Source organism: Paenibacillus sp. P46E (assembly GCF_001909095.1).
Classification (GTDB): Bacteria; Bacillota; Bacilli; order Paenibacillales; family Paenibacillaceae; genus Paenibacillus_AQ; species Paenibacillus_AQ helianthi.
Genome location: NZ_LVYZ01000070.1, coordinates 1 through 12,525 on the forward strand (window position 1 = coordinate 1; position 12,525 = coordinate 12,525).

Annotated in this window: 8 protein-coding genes; all 8 read right to left on the reverse strand. The window is 53.6% G+C overall.

What is annotated here, in order from left to right:
* On the reverse strand, window positions 1-839 hold an 839-nt coding region (locus A3849_RS26010), incomplete at its 3' end, for a glycoside hydrolase family 38 N-terminal domain-containing protein (protein ID WP_483874381.1).
* Window positions 826-3,315 (reverse strand): glycoside hydrolase family 3 N-terminal domain-containing protein, encoded by a 2,490-nt coding sequence (locus A3849_RS33715; RefSeq protein WP_256700917.1) that lies wholly within the window; start codon window positions 3,313-3,315, stop codon window positions 826-828. The genes A3849_RS26010 and A3849_RS33715, both read right to left, overlap by 14 nt.
* Window positions 3,316-3,343: 28 nt before the next feature.
* Window positions 3,344-4,261 (reverse strand): carbohydrate ABC transporter permease, encoded by a 918-nt coding sequence (locus tag A3849_RS26025; RefSeq protein WP_074084390.1) that lies wholly within the window; start codon window positions 4,259-4,261, stop codon window positions 3,344-3,346.
* Between the two features lie 23 nt (window positions 4,262-4,284).
* Window positions 4,285-5,217 (reverse strand): ABC transporter permease, encoded by a 933-nt coding sequence (locus A3849_RS26030; RefSeq protein ID WP_074114027.1) that lies wholly within the window; start codon window positions 5,215-5,217, stop codon window positions 4,285-4,287.
* A gap of 84 nt (window positions 5,218-5,301) precedes the next feature.
* Entirely contained in the window at window positions 5,302-6,798 is a 1,497-nt protein-coding gene (locus A3849_RS26035; protein ID WP_074114001.1) for an ABC transporter substrate-binding protein, read from the reverse strand.
* Between the two features lie 175 nt (window positions 6,799-6,973).
* On the reverse strand, window positions 6,974-8,500 hold the full coding sequence (locus A3849_RS26040; protein ID WP_074114002.1) for a response regulator transcription factor: 1,527 nt from the start codon (window positions 8,498-8,500) through the stop codon (window positions 6,974-6,976).
* Window positions 8,493-10,319 (reverse strand): sensor histidine kinase, encoded by a 1,827-nt coding sequence (locus A3849_RS26045; protein ID WP_074114003.1) that lies wholly within the window; start codon window positions 10,317-10,319, stop codon window positions 8,493-8,495. The genes A3849_RS26040 and A3849_RS26045 overlap by 8 nt, the downstream gene beginning before the upstream one ends.
* Before the next feature lie 471 nt (window positions 10,320-10,790).
* A complete protein-coding gene (locus A3849_RS26050; protein ID WP_074114004.1) occupies window positions 10,791-12,284 on the reverse strand; it encodes a TROVE domain-containing protein in 1,494 nt (497 codons plus the stop codon).
* Between the last annotated feature and the right edge of the window lie 241 nt (window positions 12,285-12,525).

Genomic DNA, 12,525 nt, shown 5'->3' on the forward strand with positions numbered 1-12,525 from the left:
GGCTGGCTCTGGGCAAATTGATAGTCCGGGTATTCGTCCATTAAGGCATTGACGGTGGAGAAGGTCCGGCTGGTCTTCCGCACGGTCTCCCGCGCCGGCCACAGCCAGGCAATGTCGATATGCGACTGGCCAACCATATGAATGGTGCCTTCCGCATTGCCGCCAATCCCTGCGATATCTGTACGCAGCGTCGCTTCCAGGGCCGCTACAGCACTGCCTTCACGTACCGCTGTCTCTTCCAAATTCAAATATTCATCCATCACCCGGTACAAGGATTCCAGCATCCGCGCGCGGCGCATATCCGCTTCGGGCAGCAGGACCGCCGCATCGCGGACGATGACGGCGGTATACATCAGGCTCTGGACCGGCTCATTGACCCGTACCAGCCAGGTGCGGATGGCCCGGATCGGCGGCTGGATGACCGCCTGCTGATTCAGCGGGTCCACCGGCTCGGGAATGGGATCGAACAATTCGATTTCCAGCTCCAGCGGCCGGCCGTCCGGCGAGGCTTCCAGGGTTACAAAGGTGTGGTTCCGGTCGAGGCCCTGGCGGGATTCCCCGTTCACCCGCAGTAAACCCTCGCCGCCCGACTCAAATATGAGACCCGTACGCTGCCCTTGCCATTCTGCAGGAATTTCCAGTGTACGGCGAAAAAAGTAGGTGGTTCCCTGTACACTCGGGAACAGGTTGAAATCTCCGCCTTCGGTATACGGCCGCATTCCGTCATATTGACCCGGCACGGTATAGACCGAAGCCTGAATGTCCCAGCCTTCCAGCGCCTGCTGCTCCAGCCATTGCCGCTCGGACAGCTCGCGGATGAATCTTCTAATCCGTTCCATGTGACCCCTCCGTTACCTCGAGTGCAGCTTCCAGTACCTCATTGACATGAGGACCCACCAGCACCTTGAATCCTCCCGGCTCCACGACAGGCTGAACCTCCGGGCCGATATATTGCAGCTGCTCCGCGCCGACTTCAAATTCTACGATTTGCGCTGCGCCTGGAGCCAGCGTGATTTTGCGGAAGCCTTTGAGTTCCTTCGCAGGTCTGGACACCTTGCTCACCACGTCGGAAATGTAGAGCTGAACGACATCCGCGCCTTCCCGTTCTCCCGTGTTGGTCACGGTGACCCGTACCGTTGCGGTTTGGTCTGCCGTGATTGCCTGCGGCTCCACCTGGAGTTCCGAGTAGCGGAAGCTTGTATAGCTCAGTCCATACCCGAACGGGTAGCGGGGCTGCGAATCGGCCTCCAGATATTGTTTGCCGCGTGAACGTTTGCCGTTGTAATACACCGGAAGCTGTCCCACATCTTTCGGCCAGGAAATGGTCAGCCGGCCGGAAGGATTCACATCTCCGAACAGAATATCCGCCACCGCATGGCCGCCCTCCTGACCGGGATACCAGGCTTCCAGAATGGCAGCCGCGTGTTCCTCGATCCAGGGCTCGCTCACCGGACGGCCGTTGATATAGACCACAATCACCGGCTTGCCCAGCTGATGAATTTCCTGGAACAGTTCCAGCTGCACACCTGAGAGGGCCAGCGAGATCCGGTCAATCCCTTCGCCGCAGTCCATATCGCTCCAGGCATGCTCCGTCACCTTCGATGCTCCGGTCTTCAGGTCAATGCTGCCTTCGCCGAAATCGCGGGCACTTGAGCCGCCAAGCACCATGACCACCGTGTCAGCCTGTGCGGCGCAAGCCAAGGCGGCTTCGAAGCCTTCTCTGTCGTCGCCTTTGATCCGGCAGCCGGGGGCGTACAGCACCCGCTCTGCTCCAAGCTTGCTGCGGACCCCATCCAGCACGGTGACGATGCTGGACCGCGGCTGCGGCGAGGTATAATCGCCCAGCTGATTGTACGGCGCATCGGCGTTCGGGCCGATGACGGCAACCTTGCCGGTGCTTATGCTGCCGCTATTGCCGCTCGCACTGACGCCGCCACCCAGGTTGCTGCCTGTGCCACCCGCACTGACGCTGCCACTTATGCTATTGCCGGTGCCACCCGCACTGACGCTGCCACTCCCGCTATTGCCGGTGCCACTCACACTAACGCTGTCATTCCCGCTGCCCACGCCCATGCTGCCGTTACCCGCCAGCGGCAACGTCCCGCCTTCATTCTTCAGCAGAATGATGCTCTCCGCAGCCAGCCTCCGGGCCAGCTCCCGGTGCTTCGCGCTGCCGATGAACTTCTCCGCCGCTTCCGGATCGGCGTACGGCTGCTCGAACAGGCCGAGCCTGAACTTCAGCTCCAGTACCCGCTGCACGGCGCGGTCCAGAACCTCCACCGCCAGCTTGCCGCTGCGGACAGCACCGGCGAGATGTTCTCCGAACATGACGCCGGACATCTCCATATCGATGCCTGCCGTGATGGCTTGCACCGACGCATCCAAACCGTCCTCGGCGACGTCATGGCCGGCGGCCAGCATTTCGATGGCGCCGCAATCGGTAATCACGAGCCCGTCAAAACCCCAAGCCCCCCGGAGAATCTCCTCCAGGAGTGCGGTATTCGTCGTACAGGGTACGCCGTCAATCTCATTGTAGGCGGGCATAATGGACACCGCGCCTGCTTCCACCGCCTTCTTGAACGGAAGTAAATCCACTTCCAGCAGCTCGCGCCAGCCCATATGCACCGGACCGGCATTGCGGCCGCCCTCGGAGCTGCCGTAGCCGACAAAATGCTTCAGTGTAGCGCCCACACTATCGGGGCTGCTCAGCGATTCTCCCTGCAGCCCCTCCACGGCGGCCACCGCCAGCTCGCTGATCAGGTAAGCATCTTCGCCAAAGCATTCCTCCGTCCGGCCCCAGCGGGGATCGCGCACGACATCCAGCACCGGCGAATAGGTCACCGTTCCGCCCTGGCTCCGGGTTTCCAGCGCCACCGCCCGGCACATCTCCCGGTACAGGTCTACATTCCACGAGCTGCCCAGTGACAGCGGAACCGGAAATACGGTCGCCCCGATGGCCATATGGCCGTGCGAGCACTCTTCCCCGATCAGGATCGGGATGCCAAGGCGTGAGTTCCCGATGGCATAACGCTGAATGGCATTCACTGCCTCCGCCCCCTGGCGCGGGGACAGCCCGCTGGCCAGGGTCACTCCGGTCCACGGATCCGCGCGGAGCATGCCGTAGAGCGAACCGATGCCTGTTTCTGCCACCTGACGTTTGAAATCCGCAGTAAGAGTAATCTCCCCTTCGGTATGTTCGTAAGCCTGCCAGCCGAAAGGCTGAACCAGCTGTGCAGCCTTTTCTTCCAAGGTCATCTGTCCCAGCAGATGCTCAGCCCGTTCCCGGGCCGGTCTGTCTGGATCTGTATAGGTCATACTCTCCACTCCCTCTCTGGTGACGGTCTTATTCTTTCACGGCTCCTATCGTAAGACCCTGGATGAAATAACGCTGGAAGAATGGATAGGCAAAAATAATCGGGCCCGTCGCCAGCACCACCATCGCCATACGCGAGGTATCCTGCGGCATAGAGCGAAGTGCCTCCATGCTGAGTGAGCTGTTGGTCGAGTTCTGCATGATGAACTGCATGCTGGTCTCGATCCGCATCAGCATAGACTGCAGCGGCACCAGATTCGGATCATCGATGTAGAGCAGCGCATTGAACCAGTCATTCCAGTAACCCAAGGTACTGAACAGGGCAATAGTCGCCAGACCGGGTAATGAAAGCGGTAGTACCAGCGTAAGGAAGATGCGGAACTCGCCTGCGCCGTCGATTTTACCGGATTCGAGAATGGCATCAGGAACGCTGGTGCTGTAAAAAGTACGTAGGATCATAATGTAGAAGGCATTGACCGCCAGCGGCATCACGAGCGCCCAGATCGTATCCTTCAGGCCCAGAAACTGGGTAACGATAATATAGGTCGGAACAAGCCCGCCGTTGAATAGCATGGTGAAGAAGGCAAAGAAAGCAAAGAAATTGCGGTATCTGAAGCTTTTACGCGAAATGGCATAGGCATAAAAAGAAATAAACAGCAGACTGATCAGTGTGCCGAGCACCGTCACGAGGATGGTCACCCCATAGGATTGCAACAGCATATCTCCCGACTGGAATACATATTTGTACGCACCCAGACTCCATTTAGCCGGGAACAGACTGTAGCCGTCTCTGGCCAAAGCTCCTTCATCCGTGAAGGAAATGATGACTACAAAGATGAACGGGAATACGCACAGTAATGCAAAAACACCGGCAAACAGATTAAACAGCACGTTCCAGGTTTTGGAGAGCTTATGAAAATCACGTTCTTTATTGACAATAGTGGACATCTGGTTCACTCCTTTCGCCCTGACTAGAATAAGGCGCTGTCCTTGTTGAATTTACGCACGATATAGTTCGAGGTAATAACAAGCACGAAGCCGACAACGGATTGATAAAGACCCGCCGCTGTACTCATGCCGATCTCGCCTGTAGATTTGAGGCCTTGGTATACATAGGTATCGATAACGTTCGTAACACTGTAGAGCGTCCCGGAGTTGCGGGGCACCTGATAGAACAGGCCGAAGTCGGCGTAAAAGATTTTCCCGATGGCCAGCAGGGTCATGATCGTAATAATCGGGCTGAGCAGCGGCAGCGTGATGTTCTTGATCTGCTGGAATTTGCCTGCACCGTCGATCATCGCCGCTTCATACAGCGATTTGTCGATACCCATAATAGCGGCCAGATAGACTACGCTGTTATAGCCGAGCGCCTTCCACAGATACACGAGCACGAGGATGACCGGCCAGTATTTTTTCTCGGAGTACCAGTTGATGGGTTCTGCTCCAAAATAGCCTAGGATCTGGTTCAGCACACCGCTCTCGGAGCTGAGAAAGCTGAAGGCAAAGTAGCCGACTACAACCCAGGACAGAAAGTACGGCAGGAACATGCCGGTCTGGTAGACCTTGGCCAGTTTTTTGTTGGCAATCTCTGCAAGCACAATCGCCATGACTACCGACAGCACCAGCCCCAGCAATATGAACACGGCATTGTATAAAAGTGTGTTGCGGGTGATGATATACGCGTCATTCGTGGTAAACAGAAATTTAAAGTTATCCCAGCCCACCCACTTGCTGTGGATAATGCTGGCCCAGAAGCCCTCCCGGCTGTAGCGGTACTCTTTAAACGCAATAACCGTACCCACCATCGGCAGATAGGAAAAGAAGAGGAACCACAGCGCGCCTGGTAGGACCATGAGCAGCATAACCTTGTCTTTGATGATATTTCGGATGAATCCGCCAATCATTTTCACGTGGAGCCCTCCTAAACTGTAAAAGAAAAGACCGGGCTAGAGGCTTGGCACCCGCCCGATCTTCCTTAAGGAAATGAATTATTTGTTGTTCGCGGCTTTCCAAGCGTCGATTTGGGTTTGTGCTTCTGCGATGATTTTATCGAGTCCGGCAGCTTTGAATTTCTCAATCGCTTTTGGCAGATATTCGTCAGGATCTACGGTTCCTGTCATGAGCGGAGCCCAGAATTCTTCCTTCACGTTCTGTACAGCGGCGATTTCACTCGTTACCTTGGAGGTATCAAAGTTGAAGCCGAGCAGTGGAGCGTTGATGCCTGCTTCGTTAAATTTCTTGAACTGCTCCCACTTATCCGCAGGGTCGCCTTCGTTCAGGTAGTTGATCATGATATTGCCCAGAGAGAAGGACGGCATATCATAGTTTTGTGCTTCCGGCAGATTCTTGATGGTGTTATCATTGATTTTCTCGTAATGCACGCCTTCAATACCCGAATCGACCAGGTTGCGCAGATAAGGATCGGTGTTGAGCAGGTTCAGGAATTCCATGGCTTTCTCCGGATGCTCGGAGTTGGCGGAAATGGCCTGCATCGAACCCATAACAGACCAGTTATAGATGTAGGATTCGCCCGCAGGAGTGGAAACTACAGGGTAGCCGTAGCTGGCCGTCCACAGATTGTCAGCCATAGGCTGTGTAGTCGCGCGGTCCATGAACCATTTGCCGGCTTTATAGAGATCATCCACAGAGGAGGTTGTCGCTACTTCAGATGATACGTAACCTGCCTTGTAATATTTGTGTACGGTTTCAAGACTGGATTTCAGCTCTGGACTTTCCAGAATGTTGACGATTTTATAGTCCTTGGTATTCAGATACACGGCCATTGGCATTTTTTCGATAATGTAGTCGAAAGGCAGCACCGGCATGTAGTCCTTCACCATTGCATATGGCGTAACGCCTGGTTCGTTTTCCTTAATGGTCTTGAGCATAGGTTCAATGCTGTCCAGTGTGGTTGCTTTGCTGATGTCCAGCTTATACTTGTCCACAAGCTCTTTGTTGAAGCGCCATACTTCCTGTGCCGGAAGCTCTTTGTTGGCCGGGATCGCATAGTTGTGTCCGTCTACCTTGGAGCCTTCCAGGAATGCCGGGTCGATGGCAGCCTTAATGTCTTTGCCGTGCTCATCAATCAGCTTGTCCAGCTCCATGAATGCGCCTTTGCGGGCATTTTGCACATAATCCAGGGCCCATGAACTGGTAAACATAATGTCCATAGGTTCACCGGAGGCTACCTTAACCTGCATTTTTTGCGAATAGTCGCCGTAATCAAGCATATTGATTTTCAGGGTTGCGTTAATTTTCTCTTTGGTGTATTTGTTGATTTCAGTCACAACCTGGTCCAGGTCCTTCTGCGGCGCACCGATGGTGTACCAGATCAGCTCTACCGGCTTCTCCGAGTTGCCTTTTGATCCAGAAGCCGAATCATTGGAACTTGCATTGTTCGAACCACCGCCGCATGCGCTAAGCAGCACCGAGACTGCCATCATCGACGTCAGTAATAGGGACAACCGTTTGCTTTTCTTGCTCATTCTTTATAACCTCCCCTTTATTCACCTCAAAACTGCAGGACATGTGAAGGTCTGTTCGGCCTTTGTCCCTTCAAGGATTACTTTAACTTTAGTTGATGTAAGCATTTTCAGACAGAAGCTAAACTAAATAAATCATGTAGAAAATAAAGAAAAGAACTTGCCCGGCAGACAGCCGTTACACAAGTCCTTTATATTCGGTGGGGGAAATCCCCACATATTTTTTGAATTGCTTATAGAAATAACCGGTCTCCCAGTAGCCGACATTCCTGGCAATCTCATGCACCTTGGACGAGGTTCCCCGCAGCTGCTCCTTAGCCTTCTCAATCCGGTAGCGGTTGATATATTCCGTGAACGTGTCCCCTACCTCTTTGCTGAACAGCTGTCCAAGGTAGACCGGGTGGATGTTGAACTGCGCACCGAGTGTCTTCAGCGAAACATCCTCAGCGTAGGATTCATGGATAAAATTAAGCACCTGCTGCACGACCGGACTCTTCACATCGCGGATCAACAGGTCAATCGTAAGCGATGCGGCTTCCTTCAGAATCTGAATCCATTCATGAATGGAGGTCGTTTCGCGGAGTCTGCGGAAGCCCTCCTGGTATAGCTCAGGTTCTTCGCAATGTCTGATTTCCTTCAATTGCATTTTGAAGCGGATCAGCCATTCCATGGAGAAATCCTGGAGAACCTCGGGAGTTACGCCTTCCATATGGCGCAGCTGCTCGAACCGCTCATCAATCCGCTGCAACAGCGCTTCCTTGTCCTTAGCCAGAATCAGCTTCTGGACCTGCTCCCAGTTCTGCGTGACCTCCCGCCCGTCCGCCTCGCTGCGGCTGGCGATCTCCTCATAGCGGATCACTGTCCGTTCAGGGAACAGTATGAAATATTCCCGCGCTTTCTTCGCCTGCTCATAGCTCTGTGCCGCCCCTCCCTCTGTCTCCACGACAGAGCCCATCGAGAAGCAAAGCGGCTGATAGGATGACAGTTTCCTCACCAGACGTTCATGGCAGCGTTCGACCTCTTCCTTCCCGCGCTGGTACTCGCTTAAGCCATGCAGAAGCACGGCATCTCCATCCATATCCTGAAAAAGAATAGTGGAGCTGTTGTCCCCAAGGGCATTCGCAACCGCCTTCAAGAATTCCGCATTGCCGGCCCCCCTGCCCGGCCGCAGCAGGGCAGCCAGTAATAGCGGCTTGTCCAGCTGGATACCCAGCAGTTCCGACCGCTCACGGAATTCATTCACTCCAATCTGTTCCCGGAGCCAGCGGTGCATAATATTATCTCTTAATATAGAGATGCTCTGCGCGTTCAGTTCATCTTCAACTCTGCTTATATGAAGCTTCTCCACGGTATTGCTAAGTGTTGCCTTGAACTCCTCGAGATTAATCGGCTTCAACAGATAATTCTCAATGCCGAGCGTCATCCCTTCCTTCAGATACCCGAACTCATCATACCCGCTGAGAATAATGACCTTCAGCCCCGGCTGGAGGCTACGGACAGCACGGATCAGATCCAGACCGTTCATCAGGGGCATGGAAATATCGGTAATCAGAATATCTGCGCGGAGGGAAGTGAGCGCCTCGAGGGCCTCCTGGCCATTCTCCGCCCGGCCGACAATCTCCATTCCCATTCCGGCCCAATCGACAATATCATACAGCCCTTCAATAATAAAAGGCTCATCGTCTACAATAAACACCTTATACATAGGTTGGCTCCTCCTCTCCCAGATCAGGAAAACATAAGGTCACGGTGGTCCCCTGGCCTTCTTCACTGGCTACCGCTAAGCCGTGCGGTTCTCCATACAGCAGTTGCATCCGTTCATGAATACTCCGCAGCCCGAAGGACTGTGAAGAGCTGTCCGGGTCCAGGAGATCCTTCTGAATCTGCGCAAGCCGTTCCTGCTTAATGCCACGTCCGTTATCGTTGACCACAGCGCGAAGAATTCCGCCTTCTTTGACCAGATCAACCCGGATATGGTTATCGCTGCGGTCTGTCCGCATCCCGTGAAGGATATAATTCTCAACAACCGGCTGCAGGGACATCTTCAGCACGACCCGCCCCTCTAGCTCCTTGGGGCAATGGAGCTCATAGGAGAATTTATCCTTATACCGGATGCGGAACAGCTCCAGATACAGCCGGCAGGCTTCCAGTTCGTCCTTCAGGGTATGCTTCGCCTTGGGGTGGACGTAGCTTTTGAACAGAACAGACAGGCTGTAGATCATCTCTCCAACATCTGCAGCCCCCTGTGAGATGGCACGCATGCGGATGACTTCCAGGGTGTTATAGAGAAAATGCGGATTGACCCTTGCTTCCAGCGCAGCGATCTCGCTGTGCTTCTGCTTGATCTCCGCCTTGAACACCCGGTCGATGTACAGATTCAGCTCGTCCAGCATATCATTGAAGCTTTTGGAGATTTGGCCCAGCTCGTCTTCCTTCACATCGGTGATGCGGGCATTAAGGTCCCCATTCTTCACCTTACGGGTAAAGCGGATAATGTTATGCGCCCGGGTAGCAAAATTGCTGATAAACAGCGAGGGTGTGATCACCGCAAACAGAATACAGATCAGGCAAATGGTAATAATCATGTTGCGCAGACCGCTGTAAGTCGCTGCAAGCTCCCCCTCCGGCACCACACTGAGTACAGTGAATCCGCCCTGGGTATGCGTCAGCTTCGTAATCAGCATGCCGTTCACTTCCTCGCCGTCGGCATAGATCGCTTCAATCTGCTCAGGATAAGGATATTTCTTGCCATAGAATGTCCCTGAGCTGTCAAACAATACATCATTGTCTGCCGACAGCACGATAATATCGCCTTTGAAATCATCCTTGTAGTCACCCATGCTCGCCCAGATATGGTCCGCATCATAGAACACCAGCAGCTGCCCGATATTCCGCAGCGACTGCTTGTCATTAATCGGCACACGGATGGAGAACATGGGGGAATCTGCGAGAGCTATCGTTTTGCGGACCCAGATATTCGGCGTCGTTACACTGCTGGCTTCCTCCAGATACAAAGCATCCGGCACAAACGAATGCGCCGCATTGGTAGAAATAATATTGAAGTTCTCCTGTTCATTGAATACATAGAGCTGCTGTTTGGCAGAGCTGTAGAGCAGCAGACTGCGGATATCCGGATCATCTTCCATCTGGTTGCGGAAAAACTGCACACTGTCTGTGGTGGTGTTGCTCTCATTGAGATAACGTTCGAGCCTGTAGGTGACATAATCTTGATAAGGGTGCTCCAGCAAGTAGGATGTATTGGCCGTAAGCTCACTGTCCCGGTATACATCGCGCATCATCGTCTGCACGGCATCGTATTTATGCTGCATATAGTTGTTTACACTTTCCACGGTCCGCTTCTGGATTTCCAGCTGCCTCTGTACTGCAGATTGGGACATCAGCAGGAACATCAGGTAGGAGAATGTAATCGTGGTTACCACCGCTATAATGGAAAAGATCAGGATGATCTTCATGAACAGATTATTTTTAAAATGCTTTTTGTACCAGTTTCCGGGGAGCAGCATGATGTCTCTCTCCCTCCTATTCACACAGGTTGATTGCCACATTATATCACGCAAGAGGAAACAGCTGGGCTATTCTTGTAAAAGGAAGGCACCTGTTTCCTAACAAATAGTACGATTATTGAGGACCTGTGAACCTGTACATTCCTATGATTGCCAAAAGGTCCACTTATCAAAAAAAACAGCCCGTCCGGAGCTTCAGCTGTGAGACAAGTCGCAGTTGATTCAGGCATCGGCCGGCCTGGGACATTCATGTATCTCCTTCAACAATAAGGTAAGGTCAGATGTGTAAACAGGGTAAAATCTAAAGGTTTACTATACAAATTAAAGGTTAGCGTTTTCATATGCGACAGGATGCAGGCAACCGGCCACAGCCTACTTGTGAACACTCCCAAGGAGCTACCCGCGCATAATTTTGGCAGTAAAGAAGCGCCAGATGAGCTGCTCTGCTCTTCCGGCGCTTCCCCTTTTACCCTATATCTCCATATCTGCTAACTGCTTCGTCATCGAACTGTATCCTTGCACCGACTGGGCAATGTAGGACAATACAGTGTCGCTCCAGCCGTAAACGTAGTAGGTCTGATCATCCTGCTCAGGCACCATTGCATGACGGTAAGGTGCGATATCGACAACGAATGCTTTAACATCGGGATTGACCTTCTTGCGGTACAGCTTGAGCTGTTGATAGAATGGGCTGCCGCTGTTCTGCTGCTCATCGGTGATGATGATCACCTGGTCCACCTTGATGTGCTGCTCCAGCAGCTTGCGGACCGGTGCGCCGGTGTCGGTTCCACCCCGGGCCTGTATCCGTTCCGCCTGGCCCAGGATGCTGTCCCGGCGGGAAGGCTTCGCATCGGCCACTTCGGTATCGAAGAGCCAGAACAACGACTTCCCTTGAGTCTTCTTATACAAAGCCAAAGCAAATATGGAACCGATCTCCAGATAGTCACCCTGCATCGAACCGGAAATATCGAGAAAAATCGCGGTCCGCCCCTCCATATCCGGCAGGTTGTCAAACGTCAGGTCCACCGCTTCTCTCAGCGCATCCCGAAGCTCAGGCTGCTGCACCTGCCGGAACGCTGTCGCGAAACGGAAAGGCAATATCCGCGCTTTGCGCAGCCCCTGTCGATCCACTATGCGCTTGACTACATAATCCAGATTCCGCTGATCGTCGAGGATGCCGCTCCGCTGGAGCGCATTCAAATGGCGGAGCAGGGCGAACGTAGGCATCTGATACAGGATCGCCTTCCAGACTTCCCGGGAAGGCTTGATCGCTCCTGTTACGGCTGAGTATGGAAGCTTGCCCCGCTCGATCCACTCAATCTGCTCCTCCGCGGTCACGGCCTGCTTCAGCTTCTCCATCGCCTCCACCTGTGGCAGTAGCATCAGATTGGCCTCCTGGCCGCGTAAATAACGGAACAAGGCCTGCTGCTTGAGATCCGTCGGCTTCGGATGAGCTGTGGCAATGGCGTCGCCAAGGCTGTAGCCACGGCCACGGCCATTATATTTCAGCGCCCAGTACTCGCTGATTCCCGACAGGAACAGATTGACCTGGCGTTTTACCGCCCGTCCGCCCTCCCCACGTCCCAGCCCCTGCAGGATCGTCAAGAAATCGGACAGGTCAGACGGGATTTGCACAACCTTCATGAAGACTTTGGCGAACAGATCCGGACGTGTACCGGATAGTACAGCCAGCCCAAACAGCGGCTGCAGTCTCATGAACCCCTCCCCCCTGGCATAGACCAGCGCTTTTGCCATAAATTCCGGCTGTTCAAGAGCCATTTGCTGATGCAGCTCCGCCGCATGATCCAAAAGCTCCTGCTGGTCCGCATAAAACGTATTATGCATTGTATTCGTCAAAAGCATCTGCAGATACTGCTCTTCCACAGGACGCGTATAAGCGGGATACCCTTCCTTGTTCAAGGCATGTGGCTTCATGGAGCCAAATAGTTTCGAAGCAAAGCTCATGTTCATTACCTCCTAATCATCAATACCGGTGAGGAAAATGTGGGACAGGTGTATCTGCAGGAGTCGAACCTGCCGTATTGCCCAGAATTATTCATTGGTCACGTTGGAGTGTGAAGTAACCCGTCCCGGCGCCTCACCGGCTTGATGGATTGCACAAAGCGAGGAATTGGGTTGAAAAGGCCGGTCAGTGCCCTGGGGCACCGTCAATTCTATTCCCATAACAGACGAAGGAACCCTTTCA

Excerpts from the sequence above, each read along its gene's own strand:
- A3849_RS33715 (WP_256700917.1), bottom strand. The coding sequence starts at position 3,315 with ATGACCTATACAGATCCAGACAGACCGGCCCGGGAACGGGCTGAGCAT.
- A3849_RS26025 (WP_074084390.1), bottom strand. The coding sequence starts at position 4,261 with ATGTCCACTATTGTCAATAAAGAACGTGATTTTCATAAGCTCTCCAAA.
- A3849_RS26030 (WP_074114027.1), bottom strand. The coding sequence starts at position 5,217 with ATGATTGGCGGATTCATCCGAAATATCATCAAAGACAAGGTTATGCTG.
- A3849_RS26035 (WP_074114001.1), bottom strand. The coding sequence starts at position 6,798 with ATGAGCAAGAAAAGCAAACGGTTGTCCCTATTACTGACGTCGATGATG.
- A3849_RS26040 (WP_074114002.1), bottom strand. The coding sequence starts at position 8,500 with ATGTATAAGGTGTTTATTGTAGACGATGAGCCTTTTATTATTGAAGGG.
- A3849_RS26045 (WP_074114003.1), bottom strand. The coding sequence starts at position 10,319 with ATGCTGCTCCCCGGAAACTGGTACAAAAAGCATTTTAAAAATAATCTG.
- A3849_RS26050 (WP_074114004.1), bottom strand. The coding sequence starts at position 12,284 with ATGAGCTTTGCTTCGAAACTATTTGGCTCCATGAAGCCACATGCCTTG.